The sequence below is a fragment of the Saccharospirillum sp. ABV4_185 genome, assembly GCF_056159245.1.
Genome location: NZ_JBSWUW010000001.1, coordinates 3498607 through 3523976 on the forward strand (window position 1 = coordinate 3498607; position 25370 = coordinate 3523976).

Annotated in this window: 19 protein-coding genes; 11 read left to right on the forward strand and 8 right to left on the reverse strand. The window is 57.9% G+C overall.

Going from position 1 to position 25370, the window contains the following annotated elements:
* Positions 1 to 22: 22 nt before the first annotated feature.
* The 3 genes from putP to ACXAE6_RS16650 form a co-directional block, all read right to left on the reverse strand.
* A complete protein-coding gene (gene putP / locus ACXAE6_RS16640) occupies positions 23 to 1483 on the reverse strand; it encodes a sodium/proline symporter PutP (RefSeq protein ID WP_475151291.1) in 1461 nt (486 codons plus the stop codon).
* Positions 1484 to 1637: 154 nt separating this feature from the next.
* On the reverse strand, positions 1638 to 4820 hold the full coding sequence (putA, locus tag ACXAE6_RS16645; RefSeq protein ID WP_475151293.1) for a bifunctional proline dehydrogenase/L-glutamate gamma-semialdehyde dehydrogenase PutA: 3183 nt from the start codon (positions 4818 to 4820) through the stop codon (positions 1638 to 1640).
* 160 nt (positions 4821 to 4980) lie between these two features.
* The gene (locus ACXAE6_RS16650) at positions 4981 to 5763 is read right to left on the reverse strand and encodes a helix-turn-helix domain-containing protein (protein ID WP_475151296.1); all 783 of its coding nucleotides are present in this window, start codon (positions 5761 to 5763) and stop codon (positions 4981 to 4983) included.
* A 177-nt stretch (positions 5764 to 5940) separates the two neighbouring features.
* On the opposite strand from ACXAE6_RS16650, the gene ACXAE6_RS16655 reads away from it, so the two are divergent.
* Positions 5941 to 6513 carry a TetR family transcriptional regulator gene (locus ACXAE6_RS16655; protein ID WP_475151300.1) on the forward strand — a complete coding sequence of 191 codons (573 nt, stop codon included), beginning with the start codon at positions 5941 to 5943 and terminating at the stop codon, positions 6511 to 6513.
* Between the two features lie 24 nt (positions 6514 to 6537).
* Complete coding sequence (locus ACXAE6_RS16660) at positions 6538 to 7518, forward strand: NAD-dependent epimerase/dehydratase family protein (RefSeq protein ID WP_475151304.1); 981 nt, start codon at positions 6538 to 6540, stop codon at positions 7516 to 7518.
* Between the two features lie 16 nt (positions 7519 to 7534).
* On the opposite strand, the gene ACXAE6_RS16665 is transcribed toward ACXAE6_RS16660, so the two are convergent.
* Positions 7535 to 8386: an urea carboxylase-associated family protein gene (locus ACXAE6_RS16665; protein ID WP_475151309.1), complete on the reverse strand. Its 852-nt coding sequence runs from the start codon at positions 8384 to 8386 to the stop codon at positions 7535 to 7537.
* A 507-nt stretch (positions 8387 to 8893) separates the two neighbouring features.
* On the opposite strand from ACXAE6_RS16665, the gene ACXAE6_RS16670 reads away from it, so the two are divergent.
* The 9 genes from ACXAE6_RS16670 to ACXAE6_RS16710 all read left to right on the forward strand — a co-directional run bounded on the left by ACXAE6_RS16670 (position 8894) and on the right by ACXAE6_RS16710 (position 19664).
* Positions 8894 to 10267, forward strand: a complete 1374-nt coding sequence (locus ACXAE6_RS16670; protein ID WP_475151314.1) for a CmpA/NrtA family ABC transporter substrate-binding protein — start codon at positions 8894 to 8896, stop codon at positions 10265 to 10267.
* An 87-nt stretch (positions 10268 to 10354) separates the two neighbouring features.
* The gene (locus ACXAE6_RS16675) at positions 10355 to 11278 is read left to right on the forward strand and encodes an ABC transporter permease (protein WP_475151773.1); all 924 of its coding nucleotides are present in this window, start codon (positions 10355 to 10357) and stop codon (positions 11276 to 11278) included.
* Between the two features lie 19 nt (positions 11279 to 11297).
* Complete coding sequence (locus ACXAE6_RS16680; protein ID WP_475151319.1) at positions 11298 to 12137, forward strand: ABC transporter ATP-binding protein; 840 nt, start codon at positions 11298 to 11300, stop codon at positions 12135 to 12137.
* A 6-nt stretch (positions 12138 to 12143) separates the two neighbouring features.
* On the forward strand, positions 12144 to 12446 hold the full coding sequence (locus tag ACXAE6_RS16685) for a DUF1289 domain-containing protein (RefSeq protein WP_475151322.1): 303 nt from the start codon (positions 12144 to 12146) through the stop codon (positions 12444 to 12446).
* Between the two features lie 2 nt (positions 12447 to 12448).
* Entirely contained in the window at positions 12449 to 12637 is a 189-nt protein-coding gene (locus ACXAE6_RS16690) for a zinc ribbon domain-containing protein (protein ID WP_475151324.1), read from the forward strand.
* 293 nt (positions 12638 to 12930) lie between these two features.
* A complete protein-coding gene (locus ACXAE6_RS16695) occupies positions 12931 to 14127 on the forward strand; it encodes an NAD(P)/FAD-dependent oxidoreductase (RefSeq protein WP_475151328.1) in 1197 nt (398 codons plus the stop codon).
* Between the two features lie 12 nt (positions 14128 to 14139).
* On the forward strand, positions 14140 to 16668 hold the full coding sequence (nirB, locus tag ACXAE6_RS16700; RefSeq protein WP_475151331.1) for a nitrite reductase large subunit NirB: 2529 nt from the start codon (positions 14140 to 14142) through the stop codon (positions 16666 to 16668).
* A 10-nt stretch (positions 16669 to 16678) separates the two neighbouring features.
* Positions 16679 to 17026, forward strand: coding sequence for a nitrite reductase small subunit NirD (gene nirD, locus ACXAE6_RS16705; RefSeq protein WP_475151335.1), 348 nt, complete (start codon positions 16679 to 16681; stop codon positions 17024 to 17026).
* A gap of 7 nt (positions 17027 to 17033) precedes the next feature.
* Complete coding sequence (locus ACXAE6_RS16710; protein ID WP_475151340.1) at positions 17034 to 19664, forward strand: nitrate reductase; 2631 nt, start codon at positions 17034 to 17036, stop codon at positions 19662 to 19664.
* A 22-nt stretch (positions 19665 to 19686) separates the two neighbouring features.
* On the opposite strand, the gene ACXAE6_RS16715 is transcribed toward ACXAE6_RS16710, so the two are convergent.
* The 4 genes from ACXAE6_RS16715 to doeB2 all read right to left on the reverse strand — a co-directional run bounded on the left by ACXAE6_RS16715 (position 19687) and on the right by doeB2 (position 25010).
* A complete protein-coding gene (locus ACXAE6_RS16715; RefSeq protein WP_475151343.1) occupies positions 19687 to 20910 on the reverse strand; it encodes a hypothetical protein in 1224 nt (407 codons plus the stop codon).
* Between the two features lie 92 nt (positions 20911 to 21002).
* Positions 21003 to 22373, reverse strand: coding sequence for an NAD-dependent succinate-semialdehyde dehydrogenase (locus ACXAE6_RS16720; RefSeq protein WP_475151347.1), 1371 nt, complete (start codon positions 22371 to 22373; stop codon positions 21003 to 21005).
* Positions 22374 to 22473: 100 nt separating this feature from the next.
* Positions 22474 to 23733, reverse strand: coding sequence for a diaminobutyrate--2-oxoglutarate transaminase (locus tag ACXAE6_RS16725; RefSeq protein ID WP_475151775.1), 1260 nt, complete (start codon positions 23731 to 23733; stop codon positions 22474 to 22476).
* Positions 23734 to 23831: 98 nt separating this feature from the next.
* The gene (doeB2, locus tag ACXAE6_RS16730; RefSeq protein ID WP_475151352.1) at positions 23832 to 25010 is read right to left on the reverse strand and encodes a N(2)-acetyl-L-2,4-diaminobutanoate deacetylase DoeB2; all 1179 of its coding nucleotides are present in this window, start codon (positions 25008 to 25010) and stop codon (positions 23832 to 23834) included.
* Between the last annotated feature and the right edge of the window lie 360 nt (positions 25011 to 25370).

Below are 25370 nucleotides of genomic sequence, written 5' to 3' on the forward strand. Positions count from 1 at the left end.
ACATCAGCCGGTCATAAAGATATCAGCCATTCACTTCTTTAAAAGTCGCGGCCATTTCTTTGGACGGTTCTGCCGTCATCTGGCTAACAATGACAATAGCCAGGGTCGACAGAATAAAGCCCGGTACGATTTCGTACATATCGAACAAACCGCCAGACAGTTGCTTCCAGATCACCACGGTCAAACCACCAACGATGATGCCGGTCAGGCAGCCAGCGCGGTTCATGCGTGGCCAGTACAGCGACAGAATTACCGCCGGACCGAAGGCCGCACCAAAGCCAGCCCAGGCATAAGACACCAGACTCAGCACGCTGCTGTCCGGGTTCAGCGCAAACAGCCAGGCGACGATGGCAATCACCACCACAGCCGCACGACCGATCTTGACCAGCAACTGCGGGTCAGCGTCTTTATTGAACAGCGACTTGTAGAAATCTTCGGTCAAGGCTGACGAAGAAACCAGCAGCTGGGAATCGGCGGTGGACATAATGGCCGCCAGAATAGCCGCCAACAAAATACCCGCCACCAGTGGGTGGAAGATGCCCTGCACCAGGCTGATAAAGACGGTTTCAGCGTCGGCCAGCGGGGTTTCAAAATAGCCATTACCAGCGATACCCACCAGCAGTGCGCCGGCCATACCGATAAAGGTCCAGGTTACGGCAATGCGCCGCGCGGTCGGCACTTCTGCGCGGCTTTTAATGCCTTTGAAACGCGCCAGAATGTGCGGCTGACCGAAATAACCCAGGCCCCAGGCCAGTGACGAGATAATCGCCATGGCACCCAAAGTGCTGCCATCCGGAGTGGTAAACATGCTGAGCATATTGGGGTTGGTATCGGTCAGTACGCCAACCGGACCCTGACCGACGGCAATCAGCGCGGCAATCGGTACCAGAATCAGCGCCGCGGCCATCAGCAGACCTTGCACCAGGTCCGTCCAGGAAACCGCCAGATAACCACCGAACAGGGTGTAGGAAACCACCGCCAGCGTACCGATGGTGACGGCCAGGGTGTAGTCGAGACCGAAGACGCTCTCGAACAGCTTGCCGCCGGCCACCAGACCGGAGCTGGTGTAGAACAGGAAGAACAGCAAAATGAAGAAGGCGGCGATAACGCGAATCCACACCGTGTCTTCAAAGCGATTGCTGAAATACTGCGGCAAGGTCAGGCTGTCGGACGCGGCTTGGGAATAAGCGCGCAGACGCGGTGCCACCACCAACCAGTTCAGGTAGGTACCGACCAACAGGCCGATGGCGATCCAGGAAGCACCCAAGCCCGAGGCATAGACAGCGCCGGGCAAGCCCAGCAACAGCCAGCCGGACATATCCGAAGCACCGGCAGACAGTGCCGATGGCCAAGGCCCCAGGGAACGACCACCAATGATGTAGTCTGACAAGTTGGTGGTACGGCGATACGCCCAGACACCAATCCATAGCATCACCGCCAGATAGGCGATAAAGGTCAAACTGATCGCAAACATATTGCTCATAGTTGACTCCAGGTTGTAGTTGTTTTGATCAATGCTGATTCGAGCATGACGTTATTGTTATCCGGCAACAGCCGGCTTACTCAGCTTTGTTGCGCTCACCCGCAACAAAGCTGAGCAGTGGCCGCCAACACGCAGCGGCAACTTCGATCACCACTCAGTCGTCGGTTTCCAGCGACAACAGAGTGGCATTACCGCCCACGGCAGTGGTGTTGATGGTGCGCACCCGCTCGGTAGCGAAGCGCTTGATGTAGTTCGGCCCGCCGGCTTTCGGACCGGTGCCAGACAGACCACGGCCGCCGAACGGCTGCACACCGACCACAGCACCAATCTGGTTACGGTTCACGTAGCAATTACCGACGCGCGCCCGCGCTTCGATATAAGCCGCCGTGGCTTCGTTGCGACTGTGAATGCCCAGTGTCAGGCCGTAACCGGTGTTGTTGATGTCTTCGATGACCTGATCCAGTTCACGACCTTTAAAGCGGTGGATGTGCAGAATGGGACCAAACTGTTCGCGGCCGATCTCGTGAAAGCCGTCGATGGTCAGCGCCATCGGCGCCAGGAAGTGGCCGTGCTCAGTGCCCTCGCCCAGTTCGGCTTGCGCCACCACTCGATCTTTGGCCCGCCAGCTTTCGACGTATTCGGACAACGCCTGATGCGCCTTGGCATCGATCACCGGGCCGGAATCGGTGGCATAAAACTGCGGATTGCCGATCTTCAAGCGACCCAAAGCACCGCCAATCAGTTCGATAATTCGATCGGCAATATCTTCCTGCACACAGAGCACGCGCAGCGCCGAACAACGCTGACCGGCACTGGCGAAAGCCGACTGCATCACGTCAGCCACGACCTGTTCCGGCAAGGCCGTTGAATCGACAATCATCGCGTTCTGACCACCGGTTTCGGCGATCAAAGTAGGAATGGCACCGTCACGCTGCGCCAGGGTGCGATTGATGCGATGGGCGGTTTCGGTTGAACCGGTAAAAGCCACGCCGACCAACCTTTCATCCGGTAACAAGGCGTCACCCAGGGTGGCGCCAGCGCCCGGCAAATAATGCAATACATCGGTCGGCACACCGGCCTGATGGAACAACTCAATGGTACGGCCAGCAATCAACGAAGTTTGCTCGGCCGGTTTGGCCAACACCGTATTACCGGCCACCAGCGCCGCACAAATCTGGCCGGTAAAAATCGCCAGCGGGAAGTTCCACGGGCTGATGCACAAAAACACGCCGCGACCTTCGTAATAGTGCTCGTTGCTTTCGCCGGTCGGCCCTGGCAACAGCGTCGGCTCGCTCATATTGGCGCGCGCCTCGTTGGCGTAGTAACGGCAGAAATCGACGGCTTCACGCACTTCATCGATGCTGTCCTGCAGTGTTTTACCGGCTTCACGCGCACAGAGCGACATCAGCTCGGCGGTGTTGGCTTCCATTAAATCGGCCAGCTTATCCAGGCAGGCAGCACGCTTAACGGCAGGCGTACGGTTCCAGCCGGACCAGGCCTGATGCGCCGAGGCCAGCGCTTCGCTGGCCAGCTCGGCGGTGGTCCAATCCAACTGACCAACGCTTTGACGAGTGTCGTAAGGCGAAACAATAGTCTGGGTGTCTCCGGTCGCTACCGCCTTGCCGGCCACCAGCGGTTTCAGCTTCCATTGGGTTTGATCGAAACCGGCGATGTCTTCCAACAAGGGTTCACGCTCGAACGCCACCGCCAGGTTATAGCCTTGAGAATTGCGTCGGCTGTCGCCGAACATTTCACTGGGGCGAGGAATTTTCGGGTTACGAAAGACCGGATGACGCAACGCCACTTCAACCGGCGATTGCACCAGATCACCCACCGGAGTTTCGGCGTCGACCAGCCGATGCACAAAGGAAGAGTTGGCACCGTTCTCCAGCAGACGACGCACCAAATACGGCAGCAGATCTTTATGCGCACCGACGGGCGCATAAATACGCACCGTGGGTTTATCGGATTCCAGCAAACTGTCGTAGAGCGCATCGCCCATGCCGTGCAGACGCTGGAACTCGAACTCGCGCTGGGGGTTCAGCCGTGCCAGTTCGGCAATGGATGCCACGGTGTGAGCATTGTGCGTCGCAAACTGCGGATAGAGCACGCCACCGACGGCATCGCTCATCAGAAAACGCGCACACACCAGGTAAGACACATCGGTGTTTTCTTTGCGCGTATAAACCGGGTAATCAGCCAGACCCAACTGCTGGGCGTGCTTCACTTCGGTGTCCCAGTAAGCGCCTTTCACCAGACGAATCGGAATGATGTCGCCCTGCTGCTGCGCCAGCTTGGTCAGATAACCGAGCACCGCCAGAGCGCGTTTGGAATAGGCCTGAATCACCAGACCGAAATGCCCCCAACCGCGCGCGTCTTCGCTGTTAAATACCTGCTTAAATAAACGCAGCGATAATTCCAGACGATCCATTTCTTCGGCATCGATGGTGATGCCAACACCCAGAGCACGGGCTTCCTTAACCAACTGGCTGACACGATCCGCAAGCTCGGTCATCACATCATCCTGATGCGCTTCTTCGTAACGCGGATGCAGTGCGGAGAGTTTGATGGAAATGGTCGGACGCGGCAGTTCGCCCCACTCGTCTTTGCGCTCACCGAGGGTGCGCACCGCTTCGAGATAGGACTGGAAATAACGCTCGGCATCGTGATCGGTAAAGGCCGCTTCGCCGAGCATATCGAACGAATAGGTGTAGCCTTTTTTGCGGTAATCACGGCCATTTTTGATGGCTTCGCCGATGCTGCGACCGAGCACAAACTGCTTGCCCATAATGCGCATCGCCTGGTTCATGGCGGCGCGAATCACCGGTTCACCGGCGCGGTTGATCAGTTTGGACAGTAAGTTGGCAGGTGAGGTTTCGCGGCTGTCGAGCGAGGTGACTTTGCCGGTCAGCATCAAACCCCAGGTCGAGGCGTTGACCAGCAGTGAATCGGACTTGCCCATATGTTCTTTCCAATCCGCGACTGAGAGTTTGTCGCGAATCAGATCATCGGCGGTATCGGCATCCGGCACCCGCATCAACGCTTCGGCCAGACACATCAGGATGACGCCCTCTTCGTTATCGAGGCTGTACTGCTGCAGCAGTTTATCGACCGCGTGAGCGACGTCGCCCTGATCGCGCACCTGTTCGACAATACGGCGCGCCGTGCTTTCTACGTTGGCGCGGCTGCCGTCGGACGGTTCAGCCAGCTCAACCATTTGCGCCATGTATTCATCTTCATCGACGGCGTACTGATCACAGATATAGCGGAACCATTGGTCCTCGTCCGCAGAACGGTATTCGCCGGAGAGCGCCCGGGCCGGATCAAACTGAGTCATAGCGGTCGTACCTGTCGGTTTTGTGAATCACTGACCGACCACAGTAGAGCGCCGCTGTTATCGCTGGCTTGTCAAAAAAACCGATTCTTTTGCAAAAAAATCCGCTGTTGCGAACCGAGGTCACAGCTTGGAGCGACTGATCTTGACGTCGGGAAAAGGCTTAGCTGGATTGCTGACGGCGCACCTGACCAGGCGATAAACCCAGTTCGTTCTTGATGGCGTGAGTCAGCGCGCTTTGGCTGGAAAAGCCGGTTTCGACAGCGATGTCGGCGATGGGATGGGACGAGCAGCGCAGCAGCCAGACGGCCTGGTCGAGACGGTGCTTCATCACATATTGGTAGGGTGTCATGCCAGTGGTCTGGCGAAAACGCAGATGGAATTGACTGAGGCTGAGATGGCAGGTTTGGGCCAGTTCGGCGACCGAGACTTTGTCTTGCAGGCGCTGTTTGATCAGTTGATCGATGCGCTCCATATCGAGCCGGCCCGGGCTCTCTTGCGGCCGCAGCGTTCGGCCGGTCAGACGCTGGTAGAGACTGTGCAACAGCAAGGCGCTGATGTGTTGCTGCATCTGCGGATCCTGGCCGTGCAAGTCCAGTTCGTGCGCCATGGCTTTCAGTAGCGTGTTGAAATGGTCGTCCAGTTGGAAATAGTGCGGTCGATCGAACAGCCGATCGAGCATTTCCCGGTCGATGCGACTGTCGATAGCGCTGTCCAGATCGAAATCCAGCACCAGCATGCGGTTGTCACCCAGGCCCTGAAAGGCATGGCCGCACTCGGTCGGCACCAGACAACCGCCGCCTATGCGCAGTTGCTCACCGCCGGTGCCGTCCAGCTCAAAATCGGCAGCGCCTTCAAAGCCTAGCACGACCTGATGATGACGGTGATGATGGCGGTCGCCGCTTTGCGGCATTTGCGCCAACCGACTCACTCCACCCAGCCACATCCTGCCTCCTATCACCGACTAAAGTCGGACCCCGTCTCAGTGGGTGACACCTTAAGCCGCGCCAGCCCCGTTGCCAATAGCCAGGCCGGCATCCCTACAAAACGACACCGGAAATCTTTGCAGAGCGCTTTTCTTTCAATTAATATCCGACCGGTTGGTTATTAATGGAGAAACAGCATGGCTCGAACCCGCAGCATTGATCAGCAAGGCATCCTCGATGCCGCCGAAGCCGTGGTCGCCCGCGATGGCGCGACCCGTTTAACACTCGATGCCGTGGCGACCCAGGCCGGCGTCAGCAAGGCATCGGTGCTTTATGACTACAAAAACAAACAGGCGCTGATTGCGGCGGTGGTGCAACGCGCGACCGACAGAGACAACGCCTTTAACCAAAGCCAGATCGACGCACTGGGCGACGTCGACAGCCCGACCATTCGCGGCCGCATCAACGCCGCCAGCCAGCCGTTTCCCGAAGAGTTTGGTGCCGTGGCGCTGCAGTTATGCGCAGCGCTGGCGCAAGACCAGACACTGCGCGGCATTGTGCAGACCAACCAGCAACAAACCCTGGCGTCGGTGCTCGATACCGCCAGCAACCCACGCGGTGCGCGTCTGGCTTATCTGGCTTTGGAAGGCCTGAAACTGCTGGAGTCGTTTGACTACCTGCACTGGTCCGACGATGAGCGCCGCGAAATTATCAGCGACATTGAATGGCTGGTTAACAGCCAGCCCGGCAAGGCTGCCAAACCCAACTGAACCCAATATTTAGAGCATTGATTGATGACAACAACGTCTTATTTTTTAACCGGCGGCAGTGGTTACATCGGCCGCAATTTGATTCGTTTTTTAATCGCACAGGGCCACTCGGTAGTTGCCCTGGCACGCAGCGATAAATCCGCAGCCAGTGTCGAAGCGCTCGGCGCCCAAGCCGTCCGTGGTGATTTACTCGACACCAATCTGGCCGAGGTTATGGCCGGCTGCCAGGTACTGATTCATGCCGCGGCCGATACCGATCACGACAACCGATCCAAAGCGCAATACCAGACCAATGTTGAAGGCACCCGCAATGTGCTCGACAACGCCCGTCGCGCGGACATTAACAAAGCGCTTTATATCAGCACCGAATCGGTATTGCTGACCGGCAAAGCATTGCGCAACGTTAATGAAGATCAGCCGATTCCAGCAAAAGCCATTGGCGAATACAGCCGCAGCAAAGCAGCCGCCGAACGTCAGGCTTTGGCTTTTGCCAGTGAGGATTTTCAGGTCATCGTCGTGCGGCCGAGGTTTGTCTGGGGACGCGACGACACCACCGCCCTGCCGCATTTGGTGGATGCCGCTGTGTCAGGACAGTTGGCCTGGATCGACGGTGGTCACTACCGCACGTCCACCACTCATATTCACAATCTCTGTGTCGGTATCGAGCGCGCCTTAGCGCATGGAAAGAATGGCGAGGTGTATTTTATTGCCGACGACGAACCCGTTGAGTTTCGTCAATTCGCCACCGACCTGCTGGCCAGCCAAGGCATCAGCGCCCCGGACAAAAGTGTGCCCTTTTGGCTACTGAAAACGCTGGCGGCCGGAGGTGATTTTCTCAGCCGGATAAGCGGCGGTGTGATTCGTGGCCCGGTGACCCGGCAGTCGCTGGCGACCTCTGCTGTTGAGGTCACACTCGACATCAGCAAGGCAAAAACTGAGCTGGGTTATCAACCAGTTATCAGCCGCGCTGAGGGTCTGGCTGAGTTAAAAAACAAAGCCTGGTAAACACTGCGGGTAAGCACTAGCCGTCGGCTCGATAACCATTGACCGACGGCGCTTGCCAACCTGCTAGGTCCGCAACATCCGGCCGATAAATTTCCACCAGCAACGGATAGCAGGCGGCCGCGTCACTGGAATGACTGGCGCTGCAATCGCCACCCGGACAGGCCGACAGCGCACCGAGCAGATCCACTTCAGCAAAAAACTCTAAATAGTCGCCCGGCCGCACCGGACTGGCTTTCATAATGTACTGATGGGTATCGAGGCTGAAGCCGGTGCACATAAAGACGTTTAACACATCGTGCACATAAGGCTCAGCCTGCTCAAACGACCAACCTTTATATTTCGCCAAGGCGCGCGTCAGGTTGGAATGACAACAATGATGATAATGCCGACCCGTTAATTGATGCTCGGTGTAAGGGTCGCAACGCGTGCCAATCACATCGTGCACGCTGCAACCTTCATCGTCCCAACCGTACCAGTCGAGCGTATCGGCGCTGATGGTTGCCAGTGGGCGCAAATAAGGAAAGCGACTCCATAACCGATCGCCAGTACTCAGATGAGTGCCCTGCAAAGCGCGCGTTTTACCGCTGTAAAAGGCTTCTTTTAAATCCTCTTGATGCCAGAGATTCAGATCACCGACCTGCGGCCCTTCGGTTGAAACGATGCGGAAAAAATGCCCGGCCGGTACCTCAAAGGTGCCCGCCGTTCTTGGCTCAATCTGCACGCTTTCCACTAACCTCATGTTATTGCGTGCCGCTGCCATCAGTGACTGGCTGGCCGTCTGATCGTCATTGGGATAGGCAACAACCGCCGCTACCGAGCGACGTTCACTGGCGTCAGCAGGGGCGGGAAATTGGGCTGGGTATTTCATTAATCATCCGCGGTAATCCGTTTAAACCAGAGCATGGGATAAAGGCCTCGGCTTGCCAAGCGCTCTGTTGTTCAGATTCACTTCCTGGTGCACAGGCTTAACTGACAGCACGTTCTTGGTGCGACATTGTCGATAACGGCCAGGCTGATCGACGCGCCTTCTGGTTATTAATCTCCTGCAAAACAAGCAGTTGGCCATCCATTGAACTGAGTTGGCACAGGCTTCGCTTAACAGCCTTAGAAGCTGAGACATCGGCGGGGTGAACAGGTTGAACCCAAAGATGTCCAGGTCTTCGATAGAAAACCTAAGGTTGTTTTCTCAGGATTCCGGCGAGCGTTTTTGACTTCGACGCCACGGTGTTGTCACCGTCGTCTTTGCATACGACCCCGACCCCAACGCTCCCCGACATCCTGCATTGCAACGACTGGCAACGGCGCCATTACCGCTCACGCGGTGAAGGCGCCGTTTTTTTTTGCCCGAAAAAAATCGGACCCGAGGGAGAGATTCATGACACTGCTGTTCGCACGACGTTGGCAAGCTGGATTGTTCGCCGCCATCACCGCGCTACTTATCACTACCAGCGCTCAGGCCGAACTCGGCTGGCCAGAAAAACCCGCGCTGAAGCTCGGCTTTATCAAGCTGACCGATATGGCGCCGCTGGCCATCGCTTATGAAAAAGGCTTCTTCGAAGACGAAGGCCTGTACGTCACCCTGGAGGCCCAAGCCAACTGGAAGGTGTTGCTCGACGGTGTTATTACCGGCGAGCTGGATGGCGCTCATATGCTCGCCGGTCAGCCCTTGGCCGCGACCATCGGTTACGGCACCCAGGCCAATATCATCACGCCCTTTTCCATGGACCTGAATGGCAACGGCATTACCGTTTCCAACAGCGTCTGGGAGCAAATGAAGCAACACATACCACACGAGGACGGCCGTCCGGTTCATCCGATCAGCGCCAGCGCGCTCGAGCCAGTAGTGCGCGATTACCAACAACGTGGTCAGGCATTCAACATGGGCATGGTGTTCCCGGTATCGACGCACAACTATGAACTGCGTTACTGGCTGGCCGCCGGCGGCCTGCACCCGGGTTATTACGACCCCGACAACGGCGATACCTCCGGCCAGATCGACGCCGATGTGATGCTCAGCGTCACACCGCCGCCGCAGATGCCCTCCACCATGGAAGCCGGCACCATTCTCGGTTACTGCGTTGGCGAACCCTGGAACCAGCAGGCGGTGTTCAAAGGCATCGGCGTGCCGGTGATTACCGATTACGAAATCTGGAAGAACAATCCGGAGAAGGTGTTTGGCATTACCGAGGCATTCGCCGAGGAAAACCCCAATACCACGGTGCGTCTGGTCAGAGCTCTGATTCGAGCGGCGCAGTGGCTGGATGCCGACGACAACGCTAACCGCGCCGAAGCAGTAGAAATTCTGTCACGCCCGGCCTATGTCGGCGCCGATGCTGAAGTCATCGCCAACTCCATGACCGGCACCTTCGAATATGAAGCCGGTGACACCCGCTCCGTGCCCGATTTCAACGTCTTCTTCCGCTACAACGCCACCTACCCCTACTACTCGGATGCGATCTGGTATCTGACCCAGATGCGCCGCTGGGGCCAGATCGCTCAGCCGCAGAGCGACCAGTGGTACCAGGACACCGCCGCCCAGGTGTACCGCCCGGACCTCTATCAACAGGCCGCCGAATCGCTGATTAATGAGGGCCTGCTCAGTGCCGATCAGTTCCCCGATTTCGCGGCTGAGACGGGCTACAAACCGCCGCAGTCAGAGTTTATCGACAACATCACTTACGACGGTCGCCAGCCCAACGCCTATCTGGACCAGTTCCCGATTGGCCTGGGCAGCGACCAGACTCTTTAAGCGAGCCAAGCGAGGCGCGTCATGACGATACAATTGCGAATCAAACCCTGGCTGCGCTGGCTTGATCGGCTGCCCGCCTGGAATCCAATGGCCGCCGTCGCGGCCGCTACCCTGCCGATATTAGGCCTCACCGTCTTTATCATGCTGTGGCACTTCGGTGCCGCCCAGGTCAACACCTCTCTGGGCCAGTTTCCCGGCCCGGCAACGGTGTTCGAGCAGTCGGTCGCGCTGTGGCAGGAACACGAAACAGCGCGGGAAAAAGAAGCCGCCTTCTATGAGCGTCTGGCCGAGCAAAACGCCGCCCGTCAGGCCGACAATCCCGACTTCGAGCCATTGAAGATCGATTATCCGGGCAAGCCGACCTTTCTCGATCAGATCGGCACCAGCCTGGTCACCGTGCTGGCCGGTTTTACGCTGGGCAGTCTGCTGGCGATACCGGCGGGCATTCTGGTCGGGCTATCGCACCGGGTGCATCAGGCGGTGAATCCCATCATCCAACTGTTCAAGCCGGTGTCACCCTTGGCCTGGCTGCCGCTGGTGACCATGGTGGTCTCGGCGGTCTATGTGACTGACGACCCGCTGTTCGATAAGTCGTTTATCACTTCTATGTTCACCGTCACGCTGTGCTGTTTGTGGCCGACGCTGATCAACACCGCCGTTGGTGTTGCCAACATCGACCAGGACTTGCGCAACGTCAGCCAGGTGCTGCGCCTGCCGGCGCTGACGCATATTCGCCGCATCGTCATTCCCTCGGCTATTCCGATGATCTTTACCGGTCTGCGGGTGTCGCTGGGCATCGCCTGGATGGTGTTGATCGCCGCCGAGATGCTGGCGCAAAACCCGGGTCTCGGAAAATTCGTCTGGGATGAATTCCAAAACGGCAGTTCCAATTCGCTGGGGCGCATCATGGTGGCGGTGCTGGTGATCGGCCTGATCGGTTACGGCCTCGATCGCATCATGCTGCAACTGCAAGCTTGGGTGGATTGGGATAAATCCAGCCAGCAACGCTGAACACAACCGGAGCATCGCTATGACACAGACACATCTCGAATTGAGCGGCGTCGGCATCGACTTTGCGACGCCCAAAGGACCCTTCAAAGCCCTCGATAACGTTAATCTAAAAGTGCAGCAAGGCGAGTTCGTCTCGCTGATCGGCCATTCCGGTTGCGGAAAAAGCACCGTTTTAAACATCATCGCCGGACTGCATCAGGCGACTGATGGCGGCGTGCTGCTGGGCAACCGGGAAGTCACCGAGCCCGGCCCGGAACGCGCCGTGGTGTTCCAAAACCACAGCCTGCTGCCCTGGCTGACGGTGTGGCAGAACGTCGAGCTGGCCGTTAAGCAGGTGTTTCGCAAACACAAAAGCCGCGCCGAGATGCGCGACTGGATTGCCCATAATCTCGACCTGGTGCAGATGACCCACGCCGCCCACAAAAGGCCCGGCGAAATTTCCGGCGGTATGAAACAACGAGTGGGCATTGCCCGGGCGCTGTCGATGCAACCCGAAGTGCTGCTGATGGATGAACCCTTTGGCGCGCTCGACGCCCTGACCCGCGCCCACCTCCAGGATTCACTGATGGAGATTCAGGCGCGGCTCGGTAACAGCGTCATTATGATTACTCATGACGTCGACGAAGCGGTGTTGCTCTCCGACCGCATCGTCATGATGACCAACGGTCCCGCCGCCACCATTGGCGAAATTCTGAACGTGCCACTGCCGCGCCCGCGCAATCGTTTGGAACTGGCGTCCAACGCCGACTACAACCGCTTACGCTCGGAAGTGCTCAGCTTTCTGTATGAAAAGCAGCGCAAGGTGGAGCCGATGCGCAGCGGCACCAAGCCATCGGCAAAAACCAGCGCAGTGGCCTGAGCTGCCTTGCAGCGTTATCCTCGACGCATCACCGAGGGTAACGTTGTGCAGCAACTGGAATTTTTCGACATTCCCAGCCCCTGCATCGGGGTCTGCGAATCCGGGCCACGTGGCTATTGCCGCGGCTGCCTGCGCTCGCGCCCCGAACGTCAGCAATGGCATCAACTCGATGCCGCTACCAAACGTCAGGTGATTCGCAACTGTCAGATTCGCAAACTGCGCCTGGCCCGCGGTGCCCAACTGGAAGAGGCGGACGAGCTTGATCCCGCCATCCAGGTCCCGCTGTTTAACGCCGACGAGGCGGACTGAATATGGCCAACGACCTTTTCACTGATCTCACCGCTCTGTCGTGCCCTTACTGCGGCGCCAGTATTCAACTGATTACCGAACCCCTCGACGAAGCCCAGGACTACATCGAAGACTGCGAAGTCTGCTGCCAGCCGATGCGCGTCCTGGTCAGTGCCGAAGGCGACATTCAACTGCTGCGCGAAGACGACTAACCAGCTGCCAATTCGCCCTCTTTTTGCACACCCCGGCCCAACCCCTGTGCATCCTTGGTGCGCCAACCGGGGGTAAAACCGACCAGTGTTAAGCGTCAAAATCCCCGGAAAGCCCCTGTTTAGGCGGTTTCTAAAAGTTGGCACAGCCTTCGCTTTGTAGAACCCAGTCATGGCAGAACGCCGCTGAATTCGTCAGAGGCGGGCTGTAATGGCCTTACACTGTGATTTGCGTATCGAGCATTGGCGCTCTTGGGGAAACCCAAGAGCGTCTTTTTTTTGCGTGGAAGAAAAAGATGGCTGCACCGCAACTCTTGATCATTGGCAACGGCATGGCCGCGACCCGACTGGTGCGCGAACTGGTCGAGCGTGGCTATAAAGGGCGCATCACCCTGGTGGGTGACGAACCCGGCGTCGGCTACAACCGCATCCAGTTAACGCCCTGGCTTGCCGGTGAAACCAGTGAAACAGCCTTGGATCTGGTCGAGCACGACTGGTATCGCCAGCACTCTATTCGCTGCCTCGATAACGAGGCGGTTACCGAGTTGAACCTTAACGGCCAGGCCACGACGGCCTCGGGCCGACAGCTTCAGTTCGACCACTGCGTGCTGGCCACCGGTGCCCAACCGCGTCTGCCCGACATCGACTTCCCCACCCAACCAGCCATCCGAGCGTTCCGCACCAAGGCTGATGGTCACTGGTTAAAAGCATTGCCGACGGGCAGCAAAGTGGTGGTGCTCGGCGGTGGCCTGCTCGGGTTGGAAGCCGCCTGGGGCTTGCGTCAGCGCGGCCACAGCGTCGCCCTGGTGCATCGCAACAGCCATCTGATGAACCGCCAACTGTCGGATGCGCCGGCGCGTTATTTGTCGGATGCCTTCAGCGCCGCAGGAATCGCGCTGCATCTGCAACGCTCGCTGTGCGCTATCGATGCCAGTCCCAACTTGAACGGCATCATCTTGGATGACGGCCGCACTCTCGCAGCCGATGCGCTGATCACTGCCGCCGGCATCCAGCCCAGAATCGAGTTGGCCGAGCGCGCTGGTCTGGCGGTAAAGCGCGGCATTCTGGTCGATGATCGTCTGGCCACCAGCCAGGCCAATATTTCCGCGCTGGGCGAGTGCGCCGAGTGCGACGGCCGCACCATCGGCCTGGTCAATCCGGCCTATCACCAGGCTGCGGTGCTGGCCGCGCGGCTGTGCGGTGACACCGAAGCCGCGCCCTATAGACCCAGCCAGGACAGCACCCGTCTGAAAATTTCCGGTCTCGATGTGGTCTCCATCGGCCGCATCGACCACCCCAGTGCGCGGCGGCTGACGCTGGACCAGCCCGGCGAACGCCGCTGCCGTCGCTTGCATCTGGTGGACGACCGTCTGGTCGGCGCGGAAATGATCGGTTGTGTCGATCACGCCGACCAGGACCAGCAACTGATTCGAACCCAGACCCCGATATCCGACGCCCGCCTCGCCCTGCTGGGTGAAGCGAGCGCTGCCTGAGGAGGAAACCCCATGAGCCAACGCAAAGACCTGATCATCATTGGCAACGGCATGGTCGGCCACCACTTCGCCGACACCTTTCGCAAGCTCGATGGCGCCGAGCAATGGCGCATCCACATCATCGGCGAAGAACGACATTCGGCTTACGACAGAGTGCATCTGTCGGAATATTTTCAGGGCCGCGAGCACTGCGACCTGGCGCTGGGCACCGCCGCAAGCTATCAACAAGCCGGCATCGCCGCCCACCTCGGCACCCGGGTAGAGCGCATCGACCGCGCCGCTCACACGGTGTTGCTCAGCGATGGCGAAGAACTCAGCTACGACAAACTGGTGCTCGCCACCGGTTCCTATCCATTCGTGCCGCCGATTCCCGGCCACGACGCCGAGCGTTGTTTTGTCTACCGTACGCTCGATGATCTGGACGCCATTCGCAACGCCGCCGCCAACGGCAAAAGCGGTGTGGTGATCGGCGGTGGCCTGCTCGGCCTGGAAGCGGCCAACGCGTTAAAATCGCTGGGGCTGGCGACTGAAGTAATTGAATTCGCGCCGCGCCTGATGCCGGTGCAACTCGATGCCACCGCCGGCACGGTGTTAAAAGACAAAATCGAAGCGCTCGGTGTGACCGTCCATACCGACACCGCGACCCAGAAAATTGAAAGCCTCGACGACGGTCGCCTGCGTTTGCACTTTGCCGATGGCGAGCCGCTGGAAACCGATGTGCTGGTGTTCTCTGCGGGCATTCGCCCACGTGATGAACTGGCGCGCCAGTGTGGCCTGACGATCGGCGAGCGCGGCGGTGTGCGCATCGACAACCATGGCCTCACCTCCGACCCCGACATCTACGCCATCGGCGAAGTCGCACTCTGGGATGAACGTATTTTTGGTCTGGTCGCGCCCGGTTATCGCATGGCCGAAACGGTGGCGGCGCATCTGGAAGGCGGCGACAGTCCCTTCCTCGGTGCCGACATGAGCACCAAACTGAAACTGCTGGGCGTCGATGTCGGCGCCATTGGTGACGCCCACGGCAGCACGCCCGGCGCCATCAGTTATCGTTACCACAACGAAGCCAAAGGCCAGTACAAAAAGATCGTCACCAGCGCCGATGGCAAACATCTGCTCGGTGCCATCCTGGTCGGCGACAACAGCGTTTACGACAGCCTGTTGCAGTACTACCTGAACGACATAGACCTGCCGGCTGAACCCGACAGCCTGATTTTACCCAGCGCCGGTGCCGCTCCAGCCTTAGGCCCGGACGCCCTGCCCGACTCGGCCACCATCTGCTCATGCATGAACGTCACCAAGGGCGCAATCGTCGAGGCGATTGATGGCGGTTGTTGCAGCGTCGGCGAGGTCAAAGCCGAAACCCGCGCCAGTACCAGTTGCGGCGGTTGCGCGGCCATGCTGAAAAACCTGGTCGATGCCACCTTGGAAGCGCGCGGTGTCGAGGTCGATCATTCGCTGTGCGAACACTTTGCGCACACCCGCCAGGAGCTGTATCACCTGGTGCAGGTTGAAGAAATCAAAACCTTTGATGAACTGATTGCCAAACATGGCTGTGGTCATGGCTGCGATATTTGCAAACCAACAGTGGCATCCATTCTTGCCAGCCACTGGAACGAAGGCGTGCACGAAGCGCCGCACGTTAAGCTGCAAGACACTAACGACACCTTCCTGGCGAACATGCAAAAAGACGGTACCTATTCGATTGTGCCGCGCATCGCCGGTGGGGAAATTACGCCGGATAAACTTTTGGTGATCGGTCAGGTCGCCAAGGATTATCGGTTGTATACCAAGATCACTGGCGGCCAGCGTATCGATCTGTTTGGTGCGCAATTGCATCAGTTGCCGGACATCTGGAAACGCTTAATCGACGCCGGTTTTGAAACCGGCCACGCCTACGGCAAAGCGCTGCGCACTGTTAAATCCTGCGTCGGCAGCACCTGGTGTCGCTATGGCCAGCAGGATTCAGTGGGCATGGCGATCCTGCTGGAGAACCGCTACAAGGGCTTGCGCGCACCGCACAAAATTAAATTCGCGGTGTCCGGTTGCACCCGCGAATGCGCCGAAGCCCAGAGCAAAGATATTGGCGTTATCGCCACCGAAAACGGCTGGAATTTATACGTCTGTGGCAACGGCGGTATGAAACCGCGTCACGCCGATCTGTTTGCCACCGATCTCGACGATGTGACGCTGATTCGCACCGTCGATCGGCTGCTGATGTTCTACGTGCGCACCGCCGACCGATTGCAACGCACCGCTCGTTGGCTGGAGAGTCTCGACGGCGGTTTGGAATATCTGACCGACGTCATCCTCAACGACAGCCTGAAACTGGGTGAAGAACTCGACCAACAGATGGCGCGCATCGTCGATACCTATCAGTGCGAATGGAAAGCCACGCTCGAAGACGAGCAAAAACTGAAGCGCTTCCGCACCTTTGTGAACAGCCCAGAGCCCGACGACAACGTCGTCTTCGTCGAAGAGCGCGACCAGATTCGACCGGCCACAGCTGACGAAAAAAGCCAGTTGATTGCATCTGCCTGAGGAGATCGAGATGACCGCACAACCCAAAACACTCAACTGGCAGGCCGTGTGTCAGCGCGACGATCTGGTGCCCGAATCCGGCGTGGCGGTGCGTTTGCAAGGTCGCCAGATCGCGCTGTTTTATCTGCCCGACCACGGCGCCGTCTACGCGCTCGATAATCACGACCCCTTCAGTTCCGCCAATGTGCTGGCCAGAGGCATTGTCGGCGATATTGGCGGTGACTGGGCCGTCGCAGGACCACTCTATAAGCAGCACTTTCGACTTGAAGACGGCCAGTGCATCGAGGATGCGGCGGTGCGTATCAGCACCTGGCCCGCCCGCCTGGTCGACGATCGCGTCGAAATCGCGCTGAGTTGATTGTGCTATGACGGTTGCTACCACCTGCGCTTACTGCGGTGTCGGTTGCGGCGTGGCGGTGCCGCGCAGCGGCGATCGCACCATTCAGGTCAGCGGCCTTAAATCTCATCCGGCCAATGGCGGTCGGCTCTGTGTCAAAGGCACTCATCTGGGCGACGTTCTGCCACTGCGCAATCGGTTGTTGCAGCCCATGATGGACGGCCAGTTTGCAGACTGGGACAGCGCCTTAACGCGCATCGCCAGGACACTGGCGGAGACGCCGCCCCAGCGCATCGGTTTTTACCTGTCCGGCCAGTTGCTGACCGAGGACTATTACGTCGCCAACAAGCTGGCCAAAGGTTTTTTGGGCACCGCCAACGTCGATACCAACTCAAGGCTGTGTATGTCGTCCGCCGTGGCCGCCTACCAGCGCGCTTTCGGTGAAGACGCCGTGCCCGGTTGCTACGACGACCTGGAAGCGGCCGAACTGGTGGTGCTCATCGGCTCCAACCTGGCCTGGGCGCATCCGGTACTGTTTCAGCGCTTGCAAGCTGCCCGCGAGCAGGACCCGAGCAAAAAGCTGGTGGTGATCGATCCGCGCCAGACCGATACCAGCGACGCCGCCGACCTGCATTTACCGATCCGTCCCGGCGCCGATGGTCGCTTGCTGAATGGCCTGCTGGCCTGGCTGGCAGAACGCGATGCGCTCGATACCGACTACATCGCCGCCCATACCTCAGGTTTCGAGGAAACGCTAAATAAAGCGCGCCAGCACGCCGGTACCGATTGGAACCAACTGGCTGCTGACTGCGGCCTGAAGCGCGACGATCTTGATAGTTTTTTCGCCTGGTTCGAGGCCTGTCCACGTACCGTGACTGCCTGGTCGATGGGCATCAATCAGAGCCGGTCCGGGGTCGATAAAGGCCAGGCCATCATCAATCTGCATCTGGCCACCGGCCGGATTGGCAAGCTGGGGGCAACGCCCTTTTCCATCACCGGCCAACCCAACGCCATGGGTGGCCGTGAGGTCGGTGGGCTTGCTAATCAGTTGGCCAGCCATCGCGGTTTTACGCCGGCTGATATCGACGCCGTTCAGCGTTTCTGGCAAGCGCCGGCCATGGCGACGACGCCCGGATTAAAAGCGGTGGACCTGTTCAACGCCGCCGAGCGCGGCGACATGGATGTGCTCTGGATCATGGCGACTAACCCGGTCAGCAGCCTGCCAGATGCAGACCGGGTTCGGCGCGCGCTAAAACGAGTCAAAACCGTCATCGTTTCCGATGTGGTCACCGATACCGACACCCTGGCGCTGGCCGATATCCATTTGCCCGCCCTGGCCTGGGGTGAAAAGGACGGCACCGTCACCAACTCTGAACGCTGCATTTCCCGTCAACGCGGCTTTGTCGAGGCTCCGGGCGAGGCCAGACCGGACTGGTGGGCTTTGGCTGAGGTCGGTAAACGACTGGGCTACAACCAGGCCTTCCACTACGCAGGCCCGGCGGCCATTTTTAACGAACACGCCCGGCTCAGCAGTTTTGAGGCAGACCCAAAGCGTCAGTTTAATCTCAGTGGTTTAACCGAGCTGACAGCAGCGCAATACCAGGAGTTGACACCCATTCAATGGCCGTTGAATGACAGCCACCAGGGTCAGCCCAGGCTGTTCAGCGACGGTCGTTTTGCCACCCCGGACCGACGGGCGCGTTTTCATCCGGTGGCACCAGCCGAGCCTGAACCTGCGGATAAAAAGCTGCGCCTGAATACCGGCCGGTTGCGCGATCAATGGCATTCGATGAGCCGTACCGGCTACGCCCCTCGCCTTAACCAACACCGGCGCGACTTCCAGGTGCAACTCAATCCACAGGATGCCGCCGCACGTCAAATCAAAGCCGGCGATCTGGTTCGCCTCTACAGCGACTGCGGCGAATGCCATGCCTGGGCGGACATTACGGGAAGCCAGCCCAGGGGTCAGTTATTTGCGCCCATCCACTGGAATCGACAATTCGCCGGGAATGGCGGCGTGGCAAGACTGATCGACAGCCTGGTTGATCCCATCTCCGGTCAGCCGGAATCCAAGCACGCCCTGGTGGAAGTCGAACCTCAACCTTTGACCAGCTACGGCTATTATCTGGGCAGCGATTTACCAGGGGAACTGGCCGAGGGCGCGATCTGGTTTCGCACTGAAATGCAGCAGCTCAGTTGTTGGCAGTTAGTCTATCCACAGCGTCGCGTGGCGGATCTTGCTCTGGCCGTAACGACCCGTTCAGACCTGCAACTGACCGATGATGCCCAAGCCTGCTATCAACAGATTTGCTATACGGGACCGTTACCGCAGCGCGCCTGGCTGGCGCTAAGCGACGTTCCAATATCAGCACCCGACCTGGAATGGCTGGAAGGTGCACTGCAGCAACCTGACCCAATGCTGTCCGCCAGCGCCTGGTTACTTGGCCGCGCCGGATCAGCGACAGCCGGGCGTTTGGTCTGTACCTGCTTTTCGGTACACGACCAGGATATTGAAGCCTACCTCGCAGAACATCCGCACGCCGATCTCAACACCGTCCAGCAGGCACTCAAGTGCAGTACTTCCTGTGGCAGTTGTTTGTCCGAAGTGAAACGATTAATTACCGTCAATAGCAATGAACCGGAACGACAAATGGCCTAATGAACAACCATGGCCAGTCAGACTATTTAAAACCACGTAATGCCTGTTCAACATCAACACCGCCAACCAAAACACCCAATAATTCACCGTCGGCGGCACGCACTGGCACACTGATTTTTACCTGAAAAGTACGGCTCGATTCATCGTATTCCAACTCACCAATATAATAGCGCGCCTGACTGTCACCGAAGTGCTGAAAGATCGCCTCATCACCCTGAAAATAATCACTGGTGGGCTCACTGGCACCGGCGTTCAAACCGAACTTATCGGTGATAAATAACTCGCTGAAAATACCGTCTTGCTGTGCCTGAATATAGGATAGTCGGATCGATAATTCCGCTTCCATTAATGATTTAATCAACTCGCCATCCGATTGATCCACCTCATCACGCCACTGTTGATCCAAGCGGTCAATATCCGTTGGCGTCAGCCGCTGGTTTACCCGGTTTTGGTGTCGCAGTGCCTGGCGCATCCAGTCCGCTTGTTGCCACTGCGACAAGCGCTCTACCAGTTCCAGCAATTGTTCGCGGTCGGATTCGGTCAGTTGGGGATTGGTTGAACGGCAATCGTGAGCAGCTTCATTAAACCGCTGCATAAAATCCGCGTTGTTAGCAAGGAAGGTGTCAGTGACGTAAAGGCCCAATTGAATATAGCCAACAAAGCGTCGGTCAATATTTGCTGGCGCTCCATTAAAACTTGCCAGGGTTTCGTCAAAGACCGAATCGCTGATCAACAGATGGTCGGCACGACGTGCTAAAAAGGCACGCATCAAACTTTCATTACTTTGCACCGTTAAAAACTGATTAAAGCCGCGCGCTTCCAGCCAGAGTTTCTGATAGGTCCCGCTTAACACCAATATGCTTTGGTCACGAAAATCTTCCAGCCTGGCATCGCTGATGGCCTGATGGCTGTACCAATACCAGGTTTCCAATTGCAAGGGTTCAGACAGTTTTGCGAAGCGATCGCTGGTGGCGTTTTTGACGTACAAAAACCAGCCATCGATGCCACCTTGATCGGCTAAACGCACCACACGCGGCCAGGGTGCGACCGAGGTTTCATAGCGGTACTCCGGCAGCGCATCAAAGACACAATTAAGCGTCGCCGTTGCCTCGCCACTCAACTGACGATTTTCGGTGATCAGGGTATAGGGCGGCATGATGTTGGTGCCCAGGCGCATCGTTGTTGTGGTTTGCGCCGAAGCACCAGTGATCATCACGCACAGGAGGAAAGCGGTGGCATACCGCATAGCCAGCCTCCAAACAGCGGTTCCCTATAGTGTAGCCGGGGAATTCCAAACTGCTCGGCGGCTGGACGATACAGCCTTACTGAGCGGCTGGCTCAGCCCTGCTTCGGGCCGACCCAAACCTGCTTGGCGTTGACAAATTCGCGGATGCCATGCGGGCCCAATTCACGACCCATGCCAGAGCGTTTAATGCCGCCACTGGGCAGTCGCGGATCGGTTTTAACGATGCCGTTCACCGCCACCTGGCCGGTTTCCAGTTGCGCAGCAATTGCTTCACCACGTTTGGCGTCGCTCCACACCGCAGCGGCCAAACCGTAAGGGGTGTTATTGGCAATGCGAATGGCGTCGGCTTCATCCTGCGCTTTCATCACCACGGCCACCGGGCCAAAGGTTTCTTCGCGGGCACCACACATCGACTCGGTGACATTGGTCAACAAGGTCACCGGATAATAAAAGCCGGGACCTGCTGGCAGTTCGCCACCGAGCACACAGCGGGCGCCGGCAGAGATGGTGTCGTTAACCTGGCGATGCAGGTTGTCACGCAGATCGGCACGCGCGATAGGACCGATATCGGTGCTCTCCTCACGCGGGTCGCCCAGCTTGAGTTTGGCCAGACGTTCGGTCAGTAACTCGACCATCTGATCGTAAACCGGCGCCTCAACAATGATGCGTTTGGCGGCAATGCAGCTCTGACCCGCGTTAATGATGCGCGACAAAGTGAGTACGTCAGCGGCGGTTTCCAGGTCGGCATCGGCCAGCACAATCGCCGGGTCCGAACCACCCAGCTCCAACACCGAATGTTTGATTTCCGAGGCAGCAATGGAGGCCACGGCAGCACCGCCTTTTTCCGAACCGGTGAACGACACCGCCTGGACGCGCGGATCACGAATCACCGCTTCTACCGCGGGCGTTTCCAATGGCAGGTTCTGGAAAATATGTTCCGGTGCACCAGCGCGCACAAAGACATCGGCAATGGCCTGGGCGCAGGCGGGCACGTGTGGATCATGTTTCATTACACAGACGTTGCCGGCCATCAGCGTAGGCGCGCAATAGCGAAACGCCAGCCAGAACGGCGCATTCCACGGCAAAATGCCGAGAATCACACCTAAAGGTTCATAGCTCACGTAAGAGTGATGTGCATCCGACGCTAAAGTCTCGGTGGCCAGATACTGTTCGGCGTGTTCAGCGTAATGCTCAGCACACCAGGCGGCTTTTTCCACTTCGGCGCGGGCTTCCTTAATCGGCTTACCCATCTCTTCGGTCATCAGGATGGCCAGGCGGTCAACGTCGTCACGCATCACCTTGGCGGCCTTGTGCAATACCTCGGCGCGTTGCGCAAAGCTGGTTTGGCGCCAGCTGTGATAAGCCGTTTCGCCATCGGCCAGAATGCGTTCCACCTGCTCGCTGGTGGCCGGCGCAAACTCATTCAGGGTTACGCCGTTGCTGGGATCGATTGCTGTCAGCATGGGGGTTCCTCTTACTAAAACAGTGGCCAGAGCCACTGTGTTGAATTCGATTAACAGGCCATGACAGCGTGCCGGCCTCAGCGCCGACACGCTGCGCTCATCAGGCGGCCTTCATCACCGACTTGATGGTGGTTTCCAGAATGCCCAGACCTTCGCTCAGGTCGGCATCAGGAATGGTCAGCGGCGGAATCAGTTTCAATACCCGACCACCAGAGCCACAGGTGCCCAGCAACAGACCGCTTTCAAAGCACTGCTGGGCAACCGCCTTGGCTTTGGCGCCATCACCTAGATCGATGCCCTGCATCATACCTTTGCCACGCACGCTGACGCCGTTGAAGCCACTAGCAATGCCTTCGAGGTGCTCTTTCATCTGCGCACCTTTGCGAGCGACGTCTTTCATCAGCGCATCGTCGTCGAAATATTTCAGCGCTTCGACACCGGCGACAAAGGAGAAACCCTGACCCCGGAAAGTGCCGGTGTGTTCGCCCGGATTCCAGTGTTTGTCGTGCTCGGGTTTGACCAGGTTCATCGCCAAGGGTGTACCAAAACCACCGATGCCTTTGGCCAGGGTGATGATGTCCGGATCCAGACCCAGACCGTCGAAGCTGAAATAGCTGCCTGTGCGGCCACAGCCCGCCTGGATATCATCGAGGATCACCAGCGCGCCCAGATCTTTGGCCAGTTTCTGCACCGCTTGCAGCCATTCACGGGTGGCAACATGAACACCACCTTCGGCCTGAATCGGTTCAATCAAAAAGGCCGCTGGCGCTTCCAGACCACTGGATGGATCAGCGAACAGCGCGCGTAATTCCTCAACCCGATCGACGCCCAAAGACGGATCGCCACCTTCGGCACCAAAGGGTTCACGAATGACATTTTCCAGCGGCACGCCGGCGGCGTTACGGAAGGCCGCGTTAGCAGTACAGGCCAGAGCGCCCAGCGTCATGCCGTGGAAACCGTTGGCATAGGCGACAATATTGCGACGGCCGGTTACGCGGCGCGCCAGCTTCAATGCCGCTTCAACAGCGTTGGTACCGGTCGGCCCCATAAACTGCAGCTTGTGGTTCATGCCGCGCGGCTTGAGCACGGTGTCGACAAACTTGTCGATAAAGGCGCGCTTGGGCGTGGTGTGCATATCCAGGCTGTGCGCCACACCATCGTTCTGAATAAACTCGATCAACGCCGCTTTCATGCGTTCGTTGTTGTGACCAAAATTCAGTACGCCGGCACCGGCAAAAAAGTCGATATAAGACTTGCCGTTTTCGTCCACCTGCCTGGCGTTAGAGGCCGATGTAAAAACCGTCGGGTACAGACGGCAGTATCCGCGAACATCGGATTCCCACTGTTCAAATGTGCTCAAATCCATAACAGCCTCTCCTCTCTTAAGCCGTGAAGTTCGACGCTGGTTTGACTCGTTTTACCAGCGTCCAGAGTGAAAAATTCAGTGGCGCGACGTTGTTACTTCGACGTCGGCAAGGGCGCACCCACCAGGCGTGCATAGACCCGCGCCACATGGGGGATCAACGCATCGTTAAAATCGTATTTCGGGCTGTGGCAAGGAAAGTCATGCCCCTTGCCATCGTCTGAGCCAATCAAGGCAAAAGCGCCCGGTATCTGTTGAAGGTAGTAACTGAAGTCCTCGGACGCCATGATCGGCACGGCAACTTTGGTTGCCAGCGCCTGTTCACCAAACTCTTCGACCAGTGCCTGGCGGTACTCGCCCGCCTCGTCAGCGTGATTGATGGTGGCGTCATAACGCGGGTAAACCGTCACATCGCAGCTTACGCCGTAGGCTTCGGCGGTGGATTTAGCGACCGATTCAATCAGTTCGCTCAACACCGCCCGGGTGCTGGGGTCGGCCAACCGAAAGCTGCCTTCCAGCACAACGCGATCGGGAATCACTGTCACGCCGGAACGACCGTCAAAGGACGTCACACTCAGCACGGTTGCCTGCTGTGGCGGCAAACGCCGCGCTACTACTTGTTGCAAGGCAACGATCAACGCAGAACCGGCCAGCACCGGATCGCGACAGAGTTCAGGCTGGCTGGCATGACCGCCCTGACCAATCACTTCAATGCGAAAGGTGCCGTTGCCGGCCATCACAGTGCCGTCCGGGCAGACCGCCTGACCATAAGGAATCGCCGGCCAGTTGTGCCAACCGAAAATCGCATCGACGCCTTCGAGCGCGCCGTCTTCAATCATCTTCTTAGCGCCGTGACCGCCTTCTTCAGCCGGCTGAAACAACAAGGTCACCGGGCCTGGCAATTCCGCTTCGTGCTGCTTTAACCATCGAGCCGTGGCAAACAGGGCGGCAGTATGACCATCGTGACCGCAGGCGTGCATACAACCCTGCGCTTCCGACGACCAGGCAACGCCGCTGTCTTCTACGATGGGCAAGGCATCGATATCAGCGCGCAGCGCTATGTGCCGACCTTTGGCTTCGGGGTTCAGCGTCGCCACCGTGCCGGTTTCGGCGCAGACCCGCCAGTCGATATCCAGCTGCGTCAGACGCTCGCGGATGGTGGCGGCTGTCTGCTGTTCTGCCCAGGTCAGCTCGGGCTGGCGATGTAAATCGCGACGCAATTCCACGGCGTCCTTTACCAGGGCTTTCCAGCTTGTCATTGCAGACTGAGACACGAGGGACTCCATTTAACCGACGGAATTAATCGATGGGCTGAGGTTGCAATATTTTGGACATTGACAGGTCCGAATCGATTCACCCGTCTATAAAATCGAACATCAATGATTAGGCTTGAGTAATAACCCAGGCCGAAGGTCAAACTACCCTAGGTTTTTTAACCGAGGGCTTGCAAGTTTTTTTTGTTTTTTTGCGCATAAGAGCAGGTAGCGAACTTACAGTCGTTGTTAAAAAACCCTTTCTCAATAGCAAGAAAATTTAGTTTATTTTCTTTTTTTTCAATAAGTTAAAAGAATAAATCCGGTTTCACCACTATTAAGAATTTAGCGGCCATCCGCAACGATTGGAATTTATATCGA